Source organism: Actinocorallia populi (genome assembly GCF_002995495.1).
Classification (GTDB): Bacteria; Actinomycetota; Actinomycetes; order Streptosporangiales; family Streptosporangiaceae; genus Actinocorallia; species Actinocorallia populi.
On record NZ_PVZV01000003.1, the window covers coordinates 437300 to 458750 of the forward strand.

The 21451-nt window shown below is 69.9% G+C and carries 20 protein-coding genes and 1 tRNA gene; 4 read left to right on the plus strand and 17 right to left on the minus strand.

What is annotated here, in order from left to right; genetic code table 11:
* Position 1: 1 nt before the first annotated feature.
* From C2865_RS15165 to C2865_RS15190, 6 genes are all read right to left on the minus strand, one after another.
* Positions 2 to 403: a hypothetical protein gene (locus C2865_RS15165; RefSeq protein WP_106399098.1), complete on the minus strand. Its 402-nt coding sequence runs from the start codon at positions 401 to 403 to the stop codon at positions 2 to 4.
* Positions 404 to 415: 12 nt separating this feature from the next.
* Positions 416 to 991, minus strand: a complete 576-nt coding sequence (locus C2865_RS15170) for a DUF5666 domain-containing protein (RefSeq protein WP_106399099.1) — start codon at positions 989 to 991, stop codon at positions 416 to 418.
* A 10-nt stretch (positions 992 to 1001) separates the two neighbouring features.
* The gene (locus C2865_RS15175; protein WP_106399100.1) at positions 1002 to 2255 is read right to left on the minus strand and encodes an ABC transporter permease; all 1254 of its coding nucleotides are present in this window, start codon (positions 2253 to 2255) and stop codon (positions 1002 to 1004) included.
* Entirely contained in the window at positions 2252 to 2989 is a 738-nt protein-coding gene (locus C2865_RS15180; RefSeq protein WP_106399101.1) for an ABC transporter ATP-binding protein, read from the minus strand. The genes C2865_RS15175 and C2865_RS15180 overlap by 4 nt, the downstream gene beginning before the upstream one ends.
* Positions 2986 to 4104: an efflux RND transporter periplasmic adaptor subunit gene (locus C2865_RS15185; protein WP_106399102.1), complete on the minus strand. Its 1119-nt coding sequence runs from the start codon at positions 4102 to 4104 to the stop codon at positions 2986 to 2988. Before C2865_RS15185 ends, C2865_RS15180 begins: the two co-directional genes overlap by 4 nt.
* Positions 4105 to 4184: 80 nt before the next feature.
* Positions 4185 to 4694: a hypothetical protein gene (locus C2865_RS15190; protein WP_106399103.1), complete on the minus strand. Its 510-nt coding sequence runs from the start codon at positions 4692 to 4694 to the stop codon at positions 4185 to 4187.
* Between the two features lie 59 nt (positions 4695 to 4753).
* Here C2865_RS15190 and C2865_RS15195 point away from each other — a divergent pair, with 59 nt between their 5' ends.
* The gene (locus C2865_RS15195) at positions 4754 to 6148 is read left to right on the plus strand and encodes a cellulase family glycosylhydrolase (RefSeq protein ID WP_106399104.1); all 1395 of its coding nucleotides are present in this window, start codon (positions 4754 to 4756) and stop codon (positions 6146 to 6148) included.
* A gap of 46 nt (positions 6149 to 6194) precedes the next feature.
* Here the strand turns inward: C2865_RS15195 and C2865_RS15200 are convergent, their stop codons facing one another.
* Together C2865_RS15200 and C2865_RS39405 are read right to left on the minus strand one after the other, a co-directional pair.
* Positions 6195 to 6569, minus strand: a complete 375-nt coding sequence (locus C2865_RS15200; protein ID WP_106399371.1) for a PaaI family thioesterase — start codon at positions 6567 to 6569, stop codon at positions 6195 to 6197.
* Positions 6570 to 6616: 47 nt separating this feature from the next.
* Positions 6617 to 8632 (minus strand): zinc ribbon domain-containing protein, encoded by a 2016-nt coding sequence (locus tag C2865_RS39405; RefSeq protein WP_157963731.1) that lies wholly within the window; start codon positions 8630 to 8632, stop codon positions 6617 to 6619.
* A 376-nt stretch (positions 8633 to 9008) separates the two neighbouring features.
* Here C2865_RS39405 and polA point away from each other — a divergent pair, with 376 nt between their 5' ends.
* Both polA and C2865_RS15210 read left to right on the plus strand, forming a co-directional pair.
* A complete protein-coding gene (polA, locus tag C2865_RS15205) occupies positions 9009 to 11711 on the plus strand; it encodes a DNA polymerase I (RefSeq protein WP_106399105.1) in 2703 nt (900 codons plus the stop codon).
* 316 nt (positions 11712 to 12027) lie between these two features.
* Entirely contained in the window at positions 12028 to 12582 is a 555-nt protein-coding gene (locus C2865_RS15210) for a DUF4352 domain-containing protein (RefSeq protein ID WP_106399106.1), read from the plus strand.
* Positions 12583 to 12618: 36 nt separating this feature from the next.
* Here C2865_RS15210 and C2865_RS15215 read toward each other — a convergent pair whose 3' ends face one another.
* From C2865_RS15215 to C2865_RS15255, 9 genes are all read right to left on the minus strand, one after another.
* Entirely contained in the window at positions 12619 to 13419 is an 801-nt protein-coding gene (locus C2865_RS15215) for an amino acid ABC transporter ATP-binding protein (RefSeq protein WP_106399107.1), read from the minus strand.
* A complete protein-coding gene (locus tag C2865_RS15220) occupies positions 13419 to 14375 on the minus strand; it encodes an amino acid ABC transporter permease (protein WP_106399108.1) in 957 nt (318 codons plus the stop codon). Before C2865_RS15220 ends, C2865_RS15215 begins: the two co-directional genes overlap by 1 nt.
* The gene (locus C2865_RS15225; RefSeq protein ID WP_106399109.1) at positions 14375 to 15280 is read right to left on the minus strand and encodes an ABC transporter substrate-binding protein; all 906 of its coding nucleotides are present in this window, start codon (positions 15278 to 15280) and stop codon (positions 14375 to 14377) included. Before C2865_RS15225 ends, C2865_RS15220 begins: the two co-directional genes overlap by 1 nt.
* An 87-nt stretch (positions 15281 to 15367) precedes the next feature.
* A complete protein-coding gene (locus C2865_RS15230; RefSeq protein ID WP_106399110.1) occupies positions 15368 to 16156 on the minus strand; it encodes an ABC transporter ATP-binding protein in 789 nt (262 codons plus the stop codon).
* Positions 16146 to 16886, minus strand: coding sequence for an ABC transporter ATP-binding protein (locus C2865_RS15235; RefSeq protein WP_106399372.1), 741 nt, complete (start codon positions 16884 to 16886; stop codon positions 16146 to 16148). Before C2865_RS15235 ends, C2865_RS15230 begins: the two co-directional genes overlap by 11 nt.
* A gap of 125 nt (positions 16887 to 17011) precedes the next feature.
* Positions 17012 to 18205, minus strand: a complete 1194-nt coding sequence (locus tag C2865_RS15240; protein WP_106399111.1) for a branched-chain amino acid ABC transporter permease — start codon at positions 18203 to 18205, stop codon at positions 17012 to 17014.
* Entirely contained in the window at positions 18202 to 19167 is a 966-nt protein-coding gene (locus C2865_RS15245) for a branched-chain amino acid ABC transporter permease (RefSeq protein WP_106399112.1), read from the minus strand. Before C2865_RS15245 ends, C2865_RS15240 begins: the two co-directional genes overlap by 4 nt.
* Positions 19168 to 19264: 97 nt before the next feature.
* The gene (locus C2865_RS15250; protein ID WP_232835608.1) at positions 19265 to 20437 is read right to left on the minus strand and encodes a branched-chain amino acid ABC transporter substrate-binding protein; all 1173 of its coding nucleotides are present in this window, start codon (positions 20435 to 20437) and stop codon (positions 19265 to 19267) included.
* Positions 20438 to 20629: 192 nt separating this feature from the next.
* Positions 20630 to 21244 (minus strand): ANTAR domain-containing response regulator, encoded by a 615-nt coding sequence (locus C2865_RS15255; protein WP_106399114.1) that lies wholly within the window; start codon positions 21242 to 21244, stop codon positions 20630 to 20632.
* 92 nt (positions 21245 to 21336) lie between these two features.
* Between C2865_RS15255 and C2865_RS15260 the strand changes: the two genes are divergently transcribed.
* Positions 21337 to 21410 (plus strand) — tRNA-Leu (locus tag C2865_RS15260).
* Positions 21411 to 21451: the final 41 nt, after the last annotated feature.

Below are 21451 nucleotides of genomic sequence, written 5' to 3' on the forward strand. Positions count from 1 at the left end.
CTCAGCCGCCGCTCTGCTGCTGTCCGCCGTCGTCGCCCGGCGCTCCCGGGCCGCCCCTGGTCACCCTCGGGGCCTCAGGCCGCAGCGAGGCGCAGGCCTGCATGGCGGCCTGCATCTCCGTGGACATGCTGGGGCCGCCGGACGGGCGGCCCGTGGGAGCACCCGAGGGGCGGTCCGTGCGGGCCCCGGACGAACGGACGGTGGGCCCGCCGGACGGGCGGCCGCCGCCCCTGCCGCCCTCGGGCATCGACACGCCGTGCTTCTTCAGGCAGTCCCGGAAGGCCGACATATCGGTGCCGGTGGTGCCGCCGTCGCCGGACCCGGAGTCCCCGCCGCAGGCGGAGGCGAGCAGCAGGGTTCCGGCCATGACGAGGCCGGCGGACAGACGCATGATCTTGCTCATGTGGGGGTCTCCTCAGTTTCCGTTCCGGGGGCGCATACCACCGAAGCCTCCTGTGTCGCTGCCTTCGGTCACACTGGAGGCGGTGACCGTGCCGTCCTCGGCGGTCTCGCCCCGCACCATGACGCTCGTTCCGGGCTTCAGGTCCTTGAGCGAGCCCTTCTCGCTCACCGTGATCTCGGTGTCGCCGCCGGTCTTGACCTGCACCGTCCTGCCGTCCGAGGTCTTCAGATGGACGACCCCGGCCGAGACCTCGGTGACCGTTCCGGAGGTGAGCCCGCCGAACGAGCCGTTCCCAGGGCCGCTCCTTTGCGGGAAGCCGCCCTGGCTCCGGCCGTTCTGGTCCGGTCCGGGGAATGCGGCGCCCGCGGAGGCGGACTCCTGGCCGCCCCAGGTCTTGTGCGCCTGGACACCGCTGATGAATCCCGCGACGGCGAGCAGGCCGGCGACGAGGATTACCGTCGGGCCGGGCAGCCTGCCGTGCTTGGGCGCGTCCGCCAGCCGGGCGGACAGATCGCCCTCGAAGGGGTCGCCGTCGAGCACGGTCTCCGCCGGGTCGTTGCGGTGCCGTGCCTTCTTCGTCGTGTTCATGAGGTGTCTCTCACTGGTGTCGCAGGGCTTCGATGGGCCGCAGGTTGGCAGCCCGGTTCGCGGGGTAGCTGCCGAAGAACAGGCCGATGGCCACCGACACGCCGAGGGCCAGGAAGACCGACGACGGCACGACCACCGGTTTCACCCCGACGATCTCGAACCGGCTGCCCACCAGCCCGACGGCGACGCCGAGGACCCCGCCGAGCAGCGACAGGATCGTCGCCTCGACGACGAACTGGCCGAGGATCGCGCCCTTGGGCGCGCCGATCGCCTTGCGGATGCCGATCTCCCGGGTCCGCTCGGTCACCGTGACGAGCATGATGTTGGTGACGCCGATCCCGCCGACCAGCAGGCTGATCGCGGCGACGGCGCCCAGCAGCACGGTGAAGGTCTGGTTGGAATCGGCCACCGCGGACTGGACCGTCGCCTGGTTGTAGACGGTGAAGTCCGTGGTCGAGCCGGTGATCCCGTGCCGCTGGTTCAAGATTGCGGTGATCTCCGCCTGGGCGGCGTCGACGGCGTCGGCGCTCCTGGCCTGCACGACGATCTGGCTGAGCGAACCGTAGCTGGTCAGCGTGCCCTGCACGGCCGTGATCGGCGCGATCGCGATGTCGTCGGCGTCCTGGAAACCGCTGGCGGACGAACCGGACGCCGCCAGCACCCCCACGACGGTGAAGTAGGTGCCGTCCACGTTGATCTTCTGGTTCAGCGGGTCGACCCGGCCGAAGAGCCCCTCGGCGACGGTCTGGCCGATGACCACGACCTTGGCCGCGGCGTCGACGTCCGCCTTGTCGAACAGGGCGCCGGCGGCCACCGATTTGCTGGAGGCCTTGAAGTAGCCGGGATAGGTGCCGACGAACTGGCTGATGTCGTGGCTGGCGCCCTCGTAGGTGGTCGTCGCCGAGTTGGTGTTCACCACCGGGGAGGCGCTCTCGACGTTCGGCGCGTTCTGCGGGTCGACCAGCGCCTCGGCGTCCTGGAGGGTCAGCTGCCTGGCCTGGGTGCGCGGCCCGGTGCCGGTCGACTGGCCGCCGACCCGGCCCGGCATGCCGCCGCGTCCGGTGGTGGACGAGGAGACCGTCAGGGTGCCGGCGCCGAGCGAGGAGATGCTGTTCGCGATCTGCAGGGAAGAGCCGTTGCCGACCGCGACCAGCAGGATCACCGCGGCCACGCCGATGAGGATGCCCAGGGTGGTCAGCGCGCTGCGCGGCTTGTCGGCGCCCAGCCCGCGCAGGGCGAAGCGGAAGACCTCGTAGAACCTCACCGGACGCCTCCGGTCTCCAGGACCCGCGGCGGCGGGCCCGCGACGGGCGCCTGCCTGCGGTCCTCGACGATGTCGCCGTCGACCAGCTTGAGCACCCGCTTGGCCCGGGCGGCGACCTCGTCCTCGTGTGTGATCAGCACGATGGTGCGGCCCGACGTCGACAACCCGTCCAGGATGTCGAGCACGTCGCGGGTGGACCCGGTGTCGAGGTTGCCGGTCGGCTCGTCGGCCAGCAGCAGCGACGGGGAGGTGGCCAGCGCCCGGGCCACCGCGACCCGCTGCTGCTGGCCGCCGGAGAGCTCGTTGGGCTCGTGGCCGACCCGGTCGGACAGGCCCACCAGTTCCAGCGCCGCCAGCGCGCGCCGCCGCCGCTCGGCGGGCTTGACGCCGCCGTAGGCGAGCGGGAGCTCGACGTTGGCCAGCGCGCTCATCCGGGGGATGAGGTTGAAGGACTGGAAGATGAAGCCGATCCTGCGGTTGCGCAGGATCGACAGCTGGTGCTCGGAGAGCACGCCCACGTCGGTGCCGTCCAGCAGGTAGCGGCCGGCGGTCGGGACGTCCAGGCAGCCCAGGATGTTCATCAGGGTGGACTTGCCGGAGCCCGACTGGCCCATGATCGCGACGTAGTCGCCGCGGTCGACCCGCAGGGTGACACCGCTCAGCGCGTGGACGGTCGCCCCGCCGTCGCCGTAGACCTTCGTGACGGCGCGCACGTCCAGGACGGGGGCGTTCATCGCCCACCGCCCCGGAAGCCGCCGCCCATGTTGCCGCCGCCGGGAGGACCGTCTCCCCTGCCGCTGCGGGGGAAACCGCCGTTGCCGGAGGTGGTGTCGGCGGAAGTGGTGGTCAGCTGGACCTGGTCGCCCTCTTCGAGGCCGGACTTGATCTCGACACCGGAGTCGCCGGTGACCCCCGTGGTGACCGTCTTGACGACCGGCTCGCCGTCCTCCAGGACGGTGACGGTGCTCTGGCCGCCCGCGGTGCTCACCGCGGCCGACGGCACGTACAGGACGTCCTCGGCCCGGGAGACCTCGACGGTGACCGTGGAGGTCTGGCCGATGCGCACCTTGGCGGGCCTGTCGGTCAGCGTGATGACGACGCCGAAGGAGACCACGTTGTCGGTGGTGGTCGGCTCGGTGGAGATCTGGGTGACCTTGCCGTTCGCGGTGACCCCGCTGAGCGCGTTGAAGGTGATCGTGGCGCTCTGGCCGACCTTCAGCTTGGTGGTGTCGGACTCGGTGAAGGTGCCCTCGATCTTCAGCTTGGACGGGTTGGCGATCTCGATGAAGCCGCTGACGCCGGAGGAGTCCCCCGCGGTGGACGACTCCGTGCCGGAGGAGACCGCGGGCCCACCTACGGAGCCGTTGACCGCGGTGATCGTCCCGGCGAAGGGCGCGTGGATGACGGTGCCGTCCAAGGCGCGCTGCGCGCTCTTCACGGCGTTCTGCGCCTGCACGTAACCGGCGTAGCCCTGTGCGCTGTCGGTGTCCTCGTCCGCGGCGGCCGCCAGGTTCGCCTGTGCCGCCTCGAGGTCCTCCTGTGCCTCGGTCTGGTCGAGGACGGCCAGCTTGGCGCCCTTCTTGACCTTGTCCCCGACTGCGACATAGATCTTCTTCACGGTGCCCGAGCCGCCGAAGCTCAGCGCGCTGCTCTTGGCGCTCTCCACGGAGCCCGAGGCCGAGACCGACTCGACGAGGCTCCCCCGGGACACGGTGGTCGTCCGGGCGGACGTCGCGGGTTCTTCCCCATCTCCACCGAGCGAGAGACAGGCGACGCCGACGCCCCCGGCCAACAACACGCTCAGCGTGCCGTTGAGCACGAGGCCCCGGCGTTTGAGGAGGGGTTTCATGACGCGGAAGCCTGCTGCGCTCTTCTGAGGCGAGGGTGATGCGAATGTGAGAGCCGGATAAGAGAGGCGGGCCTTGCGCGTCAGGCGGGGCGGGGTGCGGGTGCGGAGCGGGCCGCGAGGGCCGCGGGCAGGGCGGGGAGCCAGCCGAGGAGCAGGCCCCAGAGCAGGCCGAAGAATGCGCCGAACAGGGCGTAGGTGAAGTAGGCGGAGGCGTCGCCGTAGGCGGTGTGCGCGGTGGCGGCCCCGCGGAGCAGCCCGGCGGCGGCCGAACCCAGGGCGAAGGCCCACCAGGTGGCCGCGAGCGTGCGGCCGGGAGTGTGCGGGCGCCGGTGGATCCGCAGCAGGACCGCGGCGATGAGGACGAGGGCGGCCAGGCCCTCGGTGAGCGTGTAGGCCGTGCCCAGTTCGCCGAAGGACGTCAGGTGCAGGGCCGGCGGGCCGAAGGGGACGCCCACCGCCGACGGGACGACCAGGGGGCCGGCGGCCGCGGTGGCCTGGAGCACCAGGGGGTCGAGGCCGAGCAGGAGCGCCAGGAGGGCGGTGGCCCCGGTCGCCGTCCAGGTGACCCGACCAATGCGAGGAAGGCTCATGTTCATGTAAGGTATCTCACATTCGCCTAACATGAATAGACCTCATATTAGGAGGCGGCATGCGCCGCAGCGGCCGACTCGTCCTCGCCGGAACCCTCGCCCTGTCCCTCCTCCTCGGCGCGTACACCGTCGACGGCTGGGGCCGCGACGCCGGGCGCGGCGCCTCCCCGCGCTTCATCACCGACGCGCAGGGCCGCTCCCTGATCCTGCACGGGCTCAACACCCAGAGCAGCGCCAAATCCGCGCCCGACGGCATGCCCACCGACTACGACGAGAAGTTCATCGACGCCGAACGCGAACTGCTCGGCTCCAACCTCGTCCGCTTCCTCCTGCAGTGGCGCAGCCTGGAGCCCGCCCCCGGCCGGTACGACGAGGCCTACCTCGACCGGGTGGAGACCTGGGTCCGCTGGTACGCCGAACGCGGCATCCTCGTCATGCTCGACATGCACCAGGACATCTACGGACCCGCCGTCAACGGCAACGGCGCGCCCGCCTGGGCGACGAAGCACGACGGGCTGCCCGCCCCCGCCCAGGACCCGTGGGAGCTCGGCTACGTCCAGCCCGGCACGATGCGGGCGTTCGACCACTTCTGGAACACCACCGGCGAGCACCCCGGACTCCGCGACCACTACGCCAGGGCCTGGGCCCACGTCGCGCGGCGCTTCGCCGAGGACCCCGCCGTCCTGGGCTACGACCTGATGAACGAGCCGTGGGGCGGCAGCCTCCCCGGCCTCCCGTTCGAGCGCGGCCCCCTCTCCGACCTCTACCAGCGGACCACCGACGAGATCCGCAGGGTCGACCGCAACAAGTGGATCTTCGTCGAGCCGCGCGCGGTCGGCGTCAACTGGGGCCTGGCCTCGGGACTGCGGCCCATCGAGGACCCGGTCGACAGGATCGGCTACGCCCCGCACCTCTACCCGCTCCCCCTGGACCTCGGCAACGGCTACACCGGGAGCAACCGCACTCTGATCGACCGCACCCTCAACGCCTGGCGCGACGCCGTCACCGCCACCGCCCGCCGCCAGAACGCCCCGATCGTCCTCGGCGAGTACGGCCTGGACGCCACCAAGCCCGGCGCCCTGGACTTCGTCGACGCCGTCTCCCGCGTCACCGACGAGATGCACGCCGGACGCGTCTACTGGTCCTCCGACCCCGGCAACGGCTGGAGCCCCTGGACCGCGGACCGCGAGCCGACCGAGCTCGCCCGGCGGCTGGCCGTCCCCTACCCGCGCGCCGTGGCGGGCACCCCCGTCACCAACGCCTGGGACCCGAAGACCAGGACGCTGAAGCTCGTCTACACCGCCGACCCGAAGGTCACCGCGCCCACCGAGTTCTGGCTCCCGTCCGAGGGGACGGTCACCGGCGGCACCGGCACCTGGGACGAGGAGACCGGCCTGCTGACCGTCAAGGCCCCCGCCACCGGAACGCGGACCCTCACCGTCACCCTGAAATGAGCAAGGCCCGGCGGACGCCCGCCGGGCCCCTCTGGCACGTTCCCGATCAACCCTGCGGCGCGTCCCGCAGCATGCAGGTCAGCCGGGCCGTGCAGACCCGCCGGTCCTGCTCGTCGGAGATGACGATCTCGTACGTCGCCAGCGTGCGCCCGCCGTGGATACGCGTGGCCACCCCGGTCACGAACCCCTCGGTCGCCGACCGGTGGTGCGTGGCGTTGATCTCCACGCCGACCGCGATCCGCCCCTCCCCCGCGTGCAGCGCCGACCCGACGGAGCCGAGCGTCTCGGCCAGCACGCAGGAGGCCCCGCCGTGCAGCAGCCCGTAGGGCTGGGTGTTGCCCTTCACCGGCATCCGCCCCACGACCCGCTCCGCCGAGGCCTCGAGGAACTCCAACCCCATGTTCGTCGCGAGATCGCCCATCGGGTTCCCATTGGCGACCTGCTTCAAGGCCGCCTGCTGCTCGTTGTTCACGCCGCGCAACTCCTGGCAATAGGTCCGGCCACTCGCCGGAAACTGTCCGACGTCGAGACTAAGGCCTGTTCCTTCGCGCCTGATGCGCAGGTCGGAACAGTCCGGGGCCCGATGACGTCTGTCCGGTGAGGTCCCTGGCGGGTCCCTGTCCGGGGTCGGCTCCACTGGCGTTCCGGATGCGACCGAGCAGAGGCCGTCCGCTTCCGGGTACGGCTGCCGTTCTTCCCCCGCGTCCGTCGAGCGGGGCGGGAGCGGGTGACGGTTGACTCGGTCAGGGCTCCTTGCAGCCCGAGCCCGAACACGTCCAGAGCGTGCCGGGAAGTCGAGAAGTCGACCGACGCCGTCCTGGGGTCGGCCTGATCGGTCCAGGTGACGAAGGCTCCGAGTGCGGCCGAGACCAGGTCACGGTCCCCGGTCAGTCCGCAGGCGGGACAACGATGGATGCGGTCGGCGAGTGCTTTGTTCACTTTCTGCCCGCATAGGCAGTGCTGGGAGAGCGCGGTGGTGAACGTCGAAGCGCGCCCCAGCCGCCCTCCCGCCGCAGCGCACTCGACCGCCAGGGCAGAAGTGAGCATCCCGGGCGTGAAGGCCGCGCATGCCCTGCCCCATCGCCGGAACCAGGAGGAGAGGATGCAGGCTTCCACCGTCAGGTGTACTCCATGGACGGCGACCAGGTGGGAGGCCATCTGCCGAGCACGGGCCCGCTGGGCTTCGGTGCGTCCCGCCCGCTCGGCACGGATAAGGGTACGCAGCTTGCGGTAGCCGACGGTGAGCCGGTCTTTTCGATACGCGTTGCGCGGACGGCCCGCCCGGTCCGCCAGACGGGAGCCCTTGGGCAGGTCGACATGACGGGTGGGCAGTCCAGCGGCCCGTCTGCGTTGTTCGCGTTTGCGCTGACGGCGAGACAGCTCGTACTGCGCCTTGTTCGAAGCCCTCCGAGAGCGCTCGAGGGCTCGTGCCCGCCTACGGACGGTGCGCCGGTCCCGCTCTATCGCGGCCTTCTCCACCTCGGTGAGAACGATCTGGTCGGCCAGCACCGGCCCATCGGCTGGATCCAGGGTGACCGGCAGAGAGACGATCGACAGGTTGGAGACGTTCACGTCCACTCCGCCGACCCGCTCGAGTGCGGCGACACATCGTCTGCGCTCGCGGGTGGCCGGGGAGATGTAGCCGCCATCCAAGATCATCAGGTGTGCTTCGTAGGTCCACCCGCCAGGAGCCGACAGACAGGGCCTGCGCACCAAGTCGATCTTGTGCCATAGCTGCGGACGCCCCAAGAAGTGGCGCAGCCATCGCCAGCGGCCCGCACCCGATGGCAAGCGGACCGGCAACGCCAGCTCTCCGCGCTCGCTGTCGGGGCCACCGGCGAACACCACGGTCAGTGGCCCGTCGTGGTCCCACCATGAGCACTTGCCCGGCCGGTCGGCGACAGGCCGGGGTGGGCGCAGCCGCCTGGGCTGGGCCAGCACCGGCGTTCCTGGTGCCAGAGACACCACTTGCGCCGGAGTGGCCGTCTCTGCCGGCAGCGCGGGGTGGCGGTAGGCGTCCAGATGACCTTGCAGGCTACCGTGCAGCCGGAATGTCTCCCATTTGCGGGCCCGTGTGTGCGAACGGGCCCGACCTGCGATCCGTCGGTACTCCCACCAGGATCCGACTCTGGGACGCCCTGCCCGACGGCCCGAGGCGTCGGGGAACAAGTGGCGTTCCACTCCCGTCCACACCTCGTCGGCCTGGTGCATGACCAACGCCTTGGACACGTGGTGCTTCAGCCAGCCCGCTCCGTCCACATGCGCGTAGGCGATCCGCTCCAGGTCCCGGCGCGACAGGCCCAGCTCACGTCGCCACCTCGCCGCGTCGTCCTGCCGGCGACGACCGCCCGCCCAGAACTCCGCCAGCCGGGAACGGGTGCTCCTCTGCAACGCACGCTTGACACAGAACATCGACCAGAACAGTGATTCCAACCGGGCCGCAGCCTGATCGTCGACCGCCAGCGGCAGGCGGATCACCGACACCGGGCCCTCATACCGCCATGCCGGGGCCTTGTTGGCCCCTCGAGTCCGGCGCGCTCCGCTGCCGGGATCATCGGGCGTGCCCGAAGACCCCGCACTGGCAGCGGTCGTTTTCATGGCCACAGATCTTGCCATGAGCAACAGTCCAAACACAGGGAGTCATCAAAACCTCTCTCATACTTCGCCAAATTCACGGCTGTCGCTCGAGTGGCACTCCGGAAGCATTCCTCTCCTGCACGGCCGGAGCGGAACAGGACGGGCGGTCAGGTCAAAGGGACGTCCCGGCTCTGGGCCCGCGCCCTTGAAGTCGTGGAGCCCGCTGCGTTCGGGCCTGCCGAACACGCCGGAAACTGTCCGTGCACCGCATTAGGCTCTGGGGGTGGCTACTTCGGAACCGACCCCTGAGACCCTGCTGCTGCTGGATGGGCACTCGCTGGCCTATCGGGCGTTCTACGCCCTGCCGGTGGAGAACTTCTCCACGACCACGGGGCAGCACACCAACGCCGTGTTCGGGTTCACCTCGATGCTGGTGAACGTGCTGCGGGACGAGAAGCCGAGCCATGTGGCGGTCTGCTTCGACCGGTCGGAGCCGACGTTCCGGCACACCGCCTACGACGAGTACAAGGCGGGGCGTGCCAAGACGCCGGACGAGTTCCGCAGCCAGGTGCAGCTGATCTGCGAGATGCTCGACACACTGAAGATCACCCACCTGTCGCTGGCGGGGTACGAGGCCGACGACCTCATCGCCACGCTGGCCACGCGGGCCACGGCGCGGGGCATGCGCACGCTGATCGTCACCGGGGACCGTGACGCCTTCCAGCTCGTCGACGACCGTGTCACCGTGCTGTACCCGGTCAAGGGGGTGTCGGTGCTGGCGCGGATGGACCCCGAGGCCGTCACCGCCAAGTACGGGGTGCCGCCGCAGCGGTACCGGGAGCTGGCCGCCCTCGTCGGCGAGACCAGCGACAACCTGCCCGGGGTGCCGGGGGTGGGGCCCAAGACCGCCGCCAAGTGGCTGCTGGCCCACGACGGCCTGGACAACCTCGTCGCCCAGGTCGACAAGATCAAGGGCAAGGCCGGGGAGAGCCTGCGCGAGCACCTGGGCCAGGTGCTGCGCAACCAGCAGCTCAACAAGCTCGACTGCGACGCGCCGGTGGAGGCCGACCCGGCGGCGCTGAACATCGGCGAGTGGGACCGGCAGGAGATCCAGGCGCTGCTGGACACCCTGGAGTTCCGGGGCGAGCTGCGCGACCGCCTGTTCACCACGCTCACCGCGCACGCCGGCGGCGAGGAGCCCGCCGAGACCGGGGAGGGCTTCTCCGTCGAGCTGACCCGCCCGGAGGCGGGCGGGCTCGCCGCGTGGCTGGCCGAGCACGCCCGCAAGGGCCGCACGGGCATCGCGGTCTCGGGGCGCTGGGCCCGCGGCACCGGCGAGCTGACCGCGGTGGCGCTGGCCGCCGCCGACGGCGCGGCCGTGCACTTCGACCCGGCGCTGCTGGACCCCGCCGACGAGCAGGCCTTCGCCGCCTGGCTGGCCGACGAGGCGGCTCCCAAGGCGGTGCACGACGCCAAGGGCCCCCTCCAGGCGTTCGCCGCCCGCGGCCTGACCCTGGCCGGGGTCACCAGCGACACCGCCCTGTCCTGCTACCTGGTGGCGCCCGACCAGCGCTCCTACGAGCTGGGCGAGCAGGTGCTGCGCTTCCTGCACAAGGAGCTGCGCGAGGGCGCCGAGCAGTCCGGCCAGCTCACCCTGGACGGCTCCGACGAGGACACCGCCGCCCAGGACCTGGCGGTGCGCGCCCTGGCCGTGCTGGAGCTGGCCGACGCGCTCGACGCCGAGCTGGCCGAGCGCGGCGCGGACCGGCTGCTGCACGAGCTGGAGCTGCCGCTGGTGGACATCCTGGCCCGGATGGAGCGGGCCGGCATCGCCATCGACCACGACCACCTGGCGGGCCTGTCGGCGTCCATGGGCGGCCAGGCCAAGCAGGTCGAGCAGGGCGCGTTCGACGCGGTCGGCCACGAGTTCAACCTGGGCTCGCCCAAGCAGGTGCAGCAGGTGCTCTTCGACGAGCTGGGCCTGCCCAAGACCAAGCGCACCAAGACCGGCTACACCACCGACTCCGAGGCGCTCACGGGCCTGCTGGAGAAGAACGGCCATCCGGTGCTGGAGAACATCCTGCGCTGGCGGGAGGTGGCCAAGCTCAAGTCGATGGTGGACTCGCTGATCCCGCTGGCCGACGAGACCGGCCGGATCCACACCACCTTCAACCAGACGGTCGCCGCGACCGGCCGCCTGTCGTCCACCGACCCGAACGTGCAGAACATCCCGGCCCGCACCGAGGAGGGCCGCCAGATCCGCGCGGCGTTCACCGTCGGGGAGGGCTACGACTGCCTGCTGACCGCCGACTACAGCCAGATCGAGCTGCGGATCATGGCGCACCTGTCGGGGGACACCGAGCTGATCGAGGCGTTCGTGTCCGGCGCGGACTTCCACACCATCACCGCCGCCAAGGTCTTCGCCCTGGAGCCCGGCCAGATCGGCACCGAGCTGCGCAGCAAGATCAAGGCGATGAACTACGGCCTGGCCTACGGCCTGTCGGAGTACGGCCTGTCCCAGCAGCTGCGCATCACCCCGGGTGAGGCGCGGGAGTTGAAGGAGGGCTACTTCGAGGTCTTCGGCGGGGTGCGCGACTACCTGGCCTCGGTGGTGGCCGACGCGCGCCGCGACGGCTACACCTCCACGATCCTGGGCCGCCGCCGCTACCTGCCGGACCTCAACTCCGACAATCGGCAGCGCCGCGAGATGGCCGAGCGCATGGCGCTGAACGCGCCCATCCAGGGTTCGGCCGCCGACATCATCAAGGTCGCCATGATCCGGATCGACGCCGCGCTGCGCGAGGCGGGGCTGCGGTCGCGGATGCTGCTCCAGGTGCACGACGAACTGATCTTCGAGGTCTGCTCCGAGGAGCTGGAGGCCCTCCAGGAGCTGGTCCGCCGGGAGATGGACGGCGCCTACACGCTGCGCGCCCCGCTGGCCGTGGCGATGGGCACGGGCCGCACCTGGTACGACGCCGCGCACTGACCGCAAGACCACCCGATACCCACCCGTCTCCCCACGGATTCCGGGGACCGCGGCAGCGATTCCCCGGTCGGCTGTTTCAGGTCCCCGCCCGCTGGAGAGATCTTGGTGCAGCACGAAGTCTCCGGGGTTTCGGTCAGGCATCGGGTGGTCCGGAGACTTTGCGCGAGACGGCCGCGGGTCGCTACCGTGGACCGTACGGGGGTCTGGAAGCGCTGAGTAGATAACGCGCACCTTCGGGGAAGAGGTGTGCGGCCCCAAAGGCGCTTCCAGACCCTTTTTCGCTCCTGTCCCCCGCCCCGCTCCAGATCGGCCGCCGATGAGCCGTATCCCGGATTCCCCGCTCCGCCTGCTCGCCGCTCTCGCCCTGTGCTGCGGCGGGCTCGCCGGGTGCTCCGGACAGGAGGAGGAGGCGCGGGGGCCGGAGCGCTACCGGCAGGAGCCGCGTCCGGTCCGCGACGGAGAGCGGGCGGTCGGCTCCCCCGCCCGTCCCAGCGGGGAGCTGCTCTTCCAGGTCCTGGGGGTGACCCACGGGATCGCCCGGACGACCGGGAGCCACGCCGAGGTGGACGCGAGGCGGGGCCAGTACGTCCGGGTCAGGCTGCTCGTGGAGAACAAGGGCCGCACCACCGCCGGGCTGGACCTCGGCGAGCAGCGGCTGGAGACCTCCGGCGGCCGCTCCTTCTCCCCCGACGGGCCGACCATGACGCTCAAGCGCCAGCCCCTCTCCCCCGAGCTGGGCGGGGGCGTCCGGCTGGAGTTCGACCTGTGGTACGACATCCCGGCCGGGCTCCGGCCGAGCGGGATGGTGCTGCTGGGCGGCACGCCCTACACCACGGCCCCGCCTCCGGCCGCCGAGATCCCGTTGCCGTGAACGGGAGCCTGCGGCCGGGAACGGGGCCGTGGAGGGTCACAGGACCTTGGAGAAGAACTCCCGGGTGCGGGGGTGGCTCGGGTCGGCCAGGACCTCGCGCGGGTCGCCCTGCTCGACGATGACGCCGCCGTCCATGAAGACGAGGGAGTCGCCGACCTCGCGGGCGAAGCCCATCTCGTGGGTGACGACCATCATCGTCATCCCGTCGGCGGCGAGCTGCTGCATGACGGTCAGGACCTCGCCGACCAGCTCCGGGTCGAGGGCCGAGGTCGGCTCGTCGAAGAGCATCAGGGCCGGGTCCATGGCCAGGGCGCGGGCGATGGCGACGCGCTGCTGTTGGCCGCCGGACAGCTGGGAGGGGTAGTTGCCCATCCTGTCGGCCAGGCCGACCCGCTCGAGGAGCTCCTCGGCACGGGTCCGGACCTCGGCCTTGGGCCGCCGCTTGACCCGCAGCGGCGCCTCCATGACGTTCTCCAGCGCGGTCATGTGCGGGAAGAGGTTGAACCGCTGGAACACCATGCCGATGTCCCTGCGCTGCGCGGCGACCTCGCGGTCGCGCAGCTCGTAGAGCCTGCCGTTCTTCTCCCGGTAGCCCATGAGCCTGCCGTTGACCCACAGCCGGCCGCTGTTGATCTTCTCCAGGTGGTTGACGCAGCGCAGGAAGGTGGACTTGCCCGAGCCGGACGGCCCGACGACGCACATCACCTCGCCGGGCTTGACCTGGAGGTCGATGCCCTTGAGGACCTCGACCCTGCCGAAGCTCTTGTGGACGTCCTCGGCCTCGACCATGAACTCGGCGGGCGCCCCGGCATCGGCGTTCTTCGTGAGATCGGTCATCACTGGGCGCCCTTCATGATCCGCAGCCGCGTCTTCGCCCTGTTCGCCCCGCTCTGCTCGCCGGTACCGCGGGAGAAGCGCTTCTCCAGGAAGTACTGCCCGACCAGCAGCACGCTGGTGAGCGCCAGGTACCACAGGCAGGCGGCGACGAGCATGGGGAAGGGCTGGAACTCCCGGTTGCCGATCGCCTGGAGCTGGAAGAACAGCTCGTTGGTGACCGGCACGTAGGCCACCAGCGAGGTGTCCTTGAGCATCACGATCGTCTCGCTGCCGGTGGGCGGCAGGATGACCCGCATCGCCTGCGGCAGCACGATCCGCCGGGTGATCTGGAGCTTCGACATGCCCAGGGCGGCGGCCGCCTCGGTCTGGCCGGGGTCGACCGACAGCAGGCCCGCCCGGACGATCTCGGCCATGTAGGCGGCCTCGGACAGCGCCAGCGCCAGCAGGCCCGCCATGAAGCCGGTGAGCAGCGTCGTGGCGTCCACCGAGAACAGGGTGCCGTTGATGTCGACGCCCAGGAGGTCGGCGAACTGCTCGGTGAAGGGCAGCCCGAAGGAGAACTCCGCGTACAGGACGCCCATGTTGCCGAACAGGATGGCCAGCACCAGCCGGGGCAGCGCCCGGAACACCCAGATGTAGAGCCAGGACACGCCGCGCAGGATGGGGTTGTCCGACAACCGCATGACGGCCAGGACGATGCCCAGCACCACGCCGATGATCATGGCCAGGACCATCAGGATCAGCGAGGTGCGCACGCCTTCGATGACCGGGGGCCGGAAGGCGTTGTCCACGACGTAGGCCCACTGGAAGGCCGGGTTCGTGACGAGCATGTGCACGAACTGGGCGGCCAGCACCAGCAGGACCGCCGCGGTGACCCAGCGGCCGGGGTGCCGAACGGGCACGGCCTTGATGGTCTCAGGCCGCACCCGTTCCGCGGGTTCTTGCTGCGGGGCCATCAGGAGGCCGGGTCGACTGTCGGGTCGGTGATCCCGCCTGCCTGCACGCCCCAGTTCTCCAGGATCTTCGTGTAGGTGCCGTCGGCGATGACCGCCTTGAGGGCGTCGGCGTACACCTGGCCCAGCGGCGAGTCCTTCTTCACCACGTAGCCGTAGGGGGCGGCGTCGTAGATGTCGCCGAGGAGCGCCAGGCCGCTGGCCTTCTTCACCGCGTAGGCGGCGATCGGGGAGTCGGCCAGGCTGGCGTCCTCCTTGCCGGAGACCACCGCGGAGGTGGCCTGGTCCTGGCCCTGGTACTGGTTGATCTGGATCGCCGGCTTGCCGGCGTCCGTGCAGGCCTTGGAGCGCGCCTCGATGTCGGGGACCTGGACGGTCGCCTTCTGGACGGCGATCTTCTTGCCGCAGGCGTCGTCCGGGTCGATCGTGGAGCCGGCCTTGGCGAACCACTGGGTGCCGGCGTTGAAGTAGCTCACCATCGTCGCCTGCTTGAGGCGCTCGGGGTTGATGGTGAAGGAGGAGACGCCGGTCTCGTACTTGCCGGAGGTGGTGACGCCGGGGACGATGTCGTCGAAGTTGCTGGTCACCCACTCGGTCTTCAGGCCGAGCTTGGCGGCCACGGCGTCGAACAGCTCCACGTCCCAGCCGACGACGGTCTTGCCGTCGGTGTCGAGGTACTCGTTGGGGGCGTAGCTGGAGTCGACGCCGATCTTGATGACGCCGTCGGCCTTGATGTCCTCGGGAACCTGGGCGGCCAGCGCGGTGTCGGCGGAGACCTCGGGGGCGGTCTTCGCGGGGCCCTCGGCACTGTCCTCGGTCTTCTCGCCGCAGGCGGTGAGACCGAGCGCGCCGATCAGCAGCGCGGCGCCCACGGCCAGGCCGCGCCGGCGGGCATCAGCGGAAATCACGATGTTTCCTCCATATTTGTTGGATCTCCTCAGATCCAAACCTCGAACACGATATATCTGCACTTGGAACGGTCGAAACCGCAGCTGTTACGACTGCGTCTCCTCCCCCTCCGGGGCCGCCCTCTGCTCCGGCACCGCCGGGGGCGCGGCCTTCTCGTCTGCCACGCCCAGATCCCCGCCCAGGTAGGCGGCCCGCACCTGGGGGTCGTCCAGCAGGTCGGCGGCCGGGGCGGTCTTCACCACCTCGCCGGTCTCCAGGACGTAGGCGCGGTGGGCGAGCTTCAGCGCCTGCTGGGCGTTCTGCTCCACCAGCAGCACCGTGGTGCCCCGCCGGTTGATCTCCTCGATGATCGAGAAGATCTGCTGCACCAGCTTGGGCGCCAGGCCCATGGACGGCTCGTCCAGCAGCAGCACCTTCGGCCTGGCCATCAGCGCGCGGCCGATCGCCACCATCTGCTGCTCGCCGCCGGACATGGTGCCGCCCATCTGGCCCTTGCGCTCGGCCAGCCGCTCGAACAGCGTGTACACCTCGGCCAGGTCCTTGGCGATCTCCGGGCCCTTGCGCCCGTAGGCGCCCATGAGGAGGTTGTCCTCGACCGTCATGCCGGGGAAGACCCCGCGCCCCTCGGGCGACTGGCCGATTCCGATGCGCACCCGCTTGTGGCCCGGGACCTTGGAGATGTCCCTGCCGTCGAAGCGGATCCGGCCCGAGCTGAGCCGGCGCAGGCCGGAGACCGTCTTGAGCGTGGTGGTCTTGCCCGCGCCGTTGCCGCCGATGAGAGTGACGATCTCGCCCTCGTCGACCTGGAGCGAGACGCCCTTGAGCGCCTCGACCTTTCCGTAGTGGACGCGGATGTCCTCGATTTCAAGAAGCATCGGCCGGAGCCCCCAAATACGCCTCGATGACCCGCGGGTTGTTCTGCACCTCGCGCGGCTGCCCTTCGGCGATCTTCTGGCCGAAGTCCAGTACCGCCACCCGGTCGCTGATGCCCATGACCAGACGCATGTCGTGCTCGATGAGCAGGACCGTCACACCCGTGTCGCGGATCCTGCGGATGAGCCCCTGCAGCGCCTCCTTCTCCGCCGGGTTCATGCCCGCGGCGGGTTCGTCGAGCAGCAGCAGCTTCGGCCTGGTCGCCAGCGCCCGTGCGATCTCCAGCCTGCGCTGGTCGCCGTACGGGAGGTTCTTGGCGGCCTCGTCTCCGCGGTGGGCGACGCCGACGAAGTCCAGGAGCCGCCGGGCGGTCTCCCGGCCCTCCCGCTCCTCCTTGCGGTGCCGGGGGAAGCCCAGGCCCGCGCTGACGAAACCGGTCCTGTGGTGGGCGTCCGCGCCCACCATGACGTTCTCGACCGCCGACATGTTGTGGAACAGGCGGATGTTCTGGAACGTCCGCGCGATCCCGGCCTTGGTGACCTGGTACCGCTTGCTGCCGTCGATGCGCCTGCCGTCGAAGAGCACTCCGCCCTCCGTCGGCTGGTAGACCCCGGTGACCACGTTGAACACCGTGGTCTTCCCGGCGCCGTTCGGACCGATGACGGCGAAGATCTCACCCGCGTTGATCGTCAGGTCCAGCCCGTTGATCGCGGTCACGCCGCCGAACCGCATGACGACGTGGTGCAGTTCCAGCAGGCCGCCGCGAGGAGCGAAGGAGCGCTCCCCGGCCTTGCCGGACTTGCCGGACTTGCTGGCCCCGCCGGGCTTGACCACCCCGCCGATCTTGTTCAGGCCCTTCACTTGGACACCTCGCCTTCCACCTGGGCGCCGCCCGGACCGCCGACCTCGGCGCCCAGTGAGCCCATGCCGCCCGTGCCCTCCTTGAGCTCGGCCTTGCGCTGCCGGGACGGCAGCAGGCCCTCCGGCCGCAGCGCCATCATGATCACCAGGGCCGCGCCGAACACCAGGATGCGGTACTCCCCGACGCCGCGGACCCGCTCGGGGATCCAGGCGATGAGGAACGCGCCGACCATGACGCCCGGGATGTTGCCCGACCCGCCCAGCACCACCGCGGCCAGGATGGTGGCCGAGAGGATGAACGGGAAGTCCTCCGGGATGATCGAGGTCGCCTGGGAGCCGTAGAGCACGCCCGCCAGGCCGCCGAACGCCGCGCCGATCGCGAACGCCGCCAGCTTGAACTTGAAGGTCGGGACGCCCATCAGCTCGGCGGCGTCCTCGTCCTCGCGGATCGCGGCCCAGGACCGGCCGACCCGGCTGTGCTCCAGCCGCTTGGCGAAGATGATCGTGCCGATGATGGCGATGACCATCAGGTAGTAGTACGGACGGGTGTCGAGCGCGCCGTACGTGAACGGTTTGAGGCCCTCCAGGTCCAGCGCCTGGAAGAAGGCCGTGTCGGGGATCTCCCAGTCGGTCAGGTTCGGCGGGTGCGGGATGCCCGCGATGCCGTTCGGACCGCCGATGGAGTCGGTGTTGGTGGCGGCGATGCGGATGATCTCACCGAAGCCGAGTGTCACGATCGCCAGGTAGTCGCCGCGCAGCCGCAGGGTCGGGGCGCCCAGCAGGACGCCCGACAGCGCGGCCAGCAGCACGCCGACCGCGATGATCTCCCAGAAGCCCCAGCCGTACTGCTTGCCCAGGATCGCCATCGTGTAGCCGCCGACGGCGAAGAACGCGACGTAGCCCAGGTCCAGCAGGCCCGCCTGGCCGACCACCACGTTCAGGCCGATGGCCAGCAGGATGTAGCCGCCGATCGGGTAGAACAGGATGGCCTGCCAGTCGGAGTGCGGCGACATGAAGGAGCCGATGTCCTCGTGCGGCAGCAGGAACGCCACCACGGTGAGGAGCAGGTAGACGCTCCAGCGGACGGGACCGCGCTGGACGGCCCACCAGTGGCGCAGGGCGTCCAGCCTGGAGCCGACGGGTTCGCTGATCTTTCGTACGGGCTTCTTGGCCCACTCAATGCTGCTCATACTCGCGCCTGCTGAAGGGATTCACCGAGGATGCCGGTGGGTCGGAACATGAGGACCAGGACCAGGACCGTGAAGGCCACCACGTGCTGCCATTCGGTGCCGAACATTACCGATCCGTACATCTCGATGAGGCCGAGCACCATACCGCCGACCAGCGCGCCGCGCAGGTTGCCGATGCCGCCCAGCACCGCGGCGGTGAACGCCTTGATGCCCAGCAGGAAGCCGACGAAGAAGTCGGTCTCCTCGAACCGCATCATGTACAGGGCCGCCGCCACACCGGCCATCGCGCCGCCGATGGCGAAGGTCGCGGTGACGATCCGGTCGATGTTGACGCCCATGAGGACCGAGGTCTCGGGGTCCTGCGCGGTGGCCCGGATGCCGCGGCCCAGTTTGGTGCGGCTCACGAACTGGTCGAGGGCGACCATCATGATGATGGCGCCGACGAAGACGATGAACTTGTCGTTGCGGACGACGAAGTCGCCGATGGCGAAGAGGTCCTCGCGCTCGACGAAGTGGCCCTGCAGCGGGAGCGCGCCCTTCTCCTTGGGCACGTCGAACCACCAGGGGATGAGGACGCGCGCGAAGAGCTGCTGCAGGAAGAGCGAGGCGCCGATCGCGGAGATCAGCGCGGCCAGCCGGGAGGCGCCCTTGCGGCGCAGAGGCCGGTAGGCGAGGTACTCCAGTGCGACGGCGCTGGCCCCCGAGGCCAGCGCGCCGGCCACCGCCAGCACGAGCACCACGCCCACCAGCGCGAACCCGCCGACTCCGGAGAAGCCGAAGAGGTTCACCACGGCGAGCGAGGCGAAGGTGCCGATCATGAAGATCTCGGAGTGCGCGAAGTTGATCAGGCGCAACACCCCGTAGACCATCGTGTAACCGAGCGCCAGAAGCGCGTAGATCGCGCCGAGCGATAGCCCGTCCACCGTGGCGGGCCAGAACTGGTTCATGAGGTCGTTGAACAAGGCGTGTCACTTTCACGAAGAAGGGCGGGAACCCGGGTGATCACATGCCTGCACGTGGTGCCCGTGTTCCCGCCCCGACCCTGAATGCGGCTGGACGTTACGGCTTGGCCGTCTTGGCGTTGCCCAGCAGCGGGAGGGACTCGCCCGTGACCTTGTAGATGTAGACGTCGCCGCCCGCCACCTCGCCGTTGGCCTCGAACTTGATCTGCTTGCTCACTCCCGTGAAGTCGACCGTGCCGATGAACTTCTGGATGTCCTCCGGCGTGGTCGCGCCGGACTGGACCGCCTTGATGAACACGGTGGCCGCGTCGTAGGCCTCGGCGGCGTAGATCGCGGTCGGCGCGTTGAACTTGGCCTTGTAGGCGTCGGCGAACTTCTTGCTCGCCTCGCCGGCCGTGCCCTCGGGGTCGATCAGGCAGGGGCAGCCGATGAGCGAGCCCTCGGCGTTGTCGCCGCCGGCGCCCTTGGCCAGGCCCGGGTCGAGCGAACCGTCCGCGGACAGGAAGGTCGCGTCGACGCCGCCCTCGCGCAGCTGCTTGATCAGCTTGCCGCCCTCGGCGTAGTAACCGCCGAAGAAGATGGCGTCGGGGGCGAAGGCCTTGGCCTTGTTGACGGTCGAGGAGAAGTCCGCGCCGTCCGTGTCGATCGAGTCGCCCTCGGTGGTGGCGCCGCCCTCTTCGACGGCCTTCTTCACCGTGGCGGCCAGCGGCTGGCCGTAGGTGGACTTGTCGTCGATGATGAAGACCTTCTTGGCCCCCACGCCGGTGGTGATGAACTGGCCGATGCCGGCGCCCTGGACGTCGTCGTCGGAGATGACGCGGTGCCAGTACTTCCAGCCGTTCTCGGCCAGGGGGGCGTTGGTCGCCGAGGCCGAGACGCTCGGGATCTGCGCCTCCTCCAGCACCGGGCCGACCTGGGCGGACTCGCCCGAGAACGCCGGGCCGATCAGACCGGCGATCTTGTCCTGCTTGATCGCGTTCTTCGCCAGCGCGACGGCCTGCTCGGGCTTGGCCTGGCTGTCGTAGGGGATCAGCTTGATCTTGGTCTCGGGGTTGGTCGCGTTGTACTCGTCGACCGCGAGCTGCGCCGCGTTCCTGATCGGAATGACGATGCCGGCGTTCTCGCCGGTGAAGTCACCCATGATGCCGATACTGACCTCGGAGACGTCGCCTCCGGAACCGGAGTCCGAGCTGTCGCCACAGGCGGCCAACGCGAGGCTGGCTGCTCCGAGCACTGCGAGCAGCCGCATCCTGGGGGGTACACGTTTCATGCCGGGTCTCCTTCTCGGACCGCAGCCTGAATGCTGGCGGTCACATGGGAACGATTGGCCGAAACGTACTCAACGGTTCCCTGGAACACCAGGCCAGAGGGGATCACCCGACATCGTGATGCACAGTCGTGACCTTGCCGCAATCAAAGAAAAACCTCTGAAATCAGCATTTAACCCAGGAAATCCTGCACACTATTCAGGTTTGCTGTCCGCATTAACCTCCGATGTGGTGGTTTCCAGAACCGCCTCGGCGACCTTCCGCATCGTCAGCCGGCGGTCCATGGACGTCTTCTGGATCCAGCGGAACGCCTCCGGCTCGGTCCAGCCGTGCCGCGCCTGCAGGTGGCCCTTGGCCCGGTCGACCACCTTGCGGGTGTCCAGCCGGTCCTTCAGCGAGGTGACCTCCGACTCCAGCTGCCGGATCTCGTCGTAGCGCGAGACCGCCATCTCGATGGCCGGCACCAGGTCGGCCTTGGTGAACGGCTTGACCAGGTAGGACATGGCGCCCGCGGCGCGGGCCCGCTCCACCAGCTCCCGCTGGGAGAAGGCGGTGAGCATGATCACAGGGGCGATGCGCTCCCCGGCGATGCGCTCGGCCGCCGAGATCCCGTCCAGGATCGGCATCTTCACGTCCAGGATGACCAGATCGGGGCGCAGCTCCGTGGCGAGCTTGACCGCGGTCTCCCCGTCACCCGCCTCGCCGACGACCAGATAACCGTCCTCCTCCAGCATCTCCTTGAGATCGAGTCGGATCAAAGCCTCGTCTTCCGCGATGACAACTCGCTTGGCGCTCTCACTCACGCACACGAGACTACAAGGAACCGGTACTCTGGTGCCTGCCCGTGACCCGCCCCGTGCATCGCGGGCGGCCGCGGCGGCGGCCGGACGCCCGCCGCGGAGCCCCAATACTCCAACCGGCAGAGAGGGCGGTCTCAAACACCGCACAGTGTGGGTTCGAATCCCACTTGGGGCACCGACACGAAGAGCCGCCCACCCCCGCGGGTGAGCGGCTCT

What these genes read in the sequence shown, in the direction of transcription:
- C2865_RS15165 (WP_106399098.1), bottom strand. Translation starts at nt 403, where the DNA reads ATGAGCAAGATCATGCGTCTGTCCGCCGGCCTCGTCATGGCCGGAACC.
- C2865_RS15170 (WP_106399099.1), bottom strand. Translation starts at nt 991, where the DNA reads ATGAACACGACGAAGAAGGCACGGCACCGCAACGACCCGGCGGAGACC.
- C2865_RS15180 (WP_106399101.1), bottom strand. Translation starts at nt 2,989, where the DNA reads ATGAACGCCCCCGTCCTGGACGTGCGCGCCGTCACGAAGGTCTACGGC.
- C2865_RS15185 (WP_106399102.1), bottom strand. Translation starts at nt 4,104, where the DNA reads ATGAAACCCCTCCTCAAACGCCGGGGCCTCGTGCTCAACGGCACGCTG.
- C2865_RS15190 (WP_106399103.1), bottom strand. Translation starts at nt 4,694, where the DNA reads ATGAGCCTTCCTCGCATTGGTCGGGTCACCTGGACGGCGACCGGGGCC.
- C2865_RS15195 (WP_106399104.1), top strand. Translation starts at nt 4,754, where the DNA reads ATGCGCCGCAGCGGCCGACTCGTCCTCGCCGGAACCCTCGCCCTGTCC.
- C2865_RS15200 (WP_106399371.1), bottom strand. Translation starts at nt 6,569, where the DNA reads ATGGGCGATCTCGCGACGAACATGGGGTTGGAGTTCCTCGAGGCCTCG.
- C2865_RS15210 (WP_106399106.1), top strand. Translation starts at nt 12,028, where the DNA reads ATGAGCCGTATCCCGGATTCCCCGCTCCGCCTGCTCGCCGCTCTCGCC.
- C2865_RS15215 (WP_106399107.1), bottom strand. Translation starts at nt 13,419, where the DNA reads ATGACCGATCTCACGAAGAACGCCGATGCCGGGGCGCCCGCCGAGTTC.
- C2865_RS15220 (WP_106399108.1), bottom strand. Translation starts at nt 14,375, where the DNA reads ATGGCCCCGCAGCAAGAACCCGCGGAACGGGTGCGGCCTGAGACCATC.
- C2865_RS15230 (WP_106399110.1), bottom strand. Translation starts at nt 16,156, where the DNA reads ATGCTTCTTGAAATCGAGGACATCCGCGTCCACTACGGAAAGGTCGAG.
- C2865_RS15235 (WP_106399372.1), bottom strand. Translation starts at nt 16,886, where the DNA reads ATGCGGTTCGGCGGCGTGACCGCGATCAACGGGCTGGACCTGACGATC.
- C2865_RS15240 (WP_106399111.1), bottom strand. Translation starts at nt 18,205, where the DNA reads ATGAGCAGCATTGAGTGGGCCAAGAAGCCCGTACGAAAGATCAGCGAA.
- C2865_RS15250 (WP_232835608.1), bottom strand. Translation starts at nt 20,437, where the DNA reads ATGAAACGTGTACCCCCCAGGATGCGGCTGCTCGCAGTGCTCGGAGCA.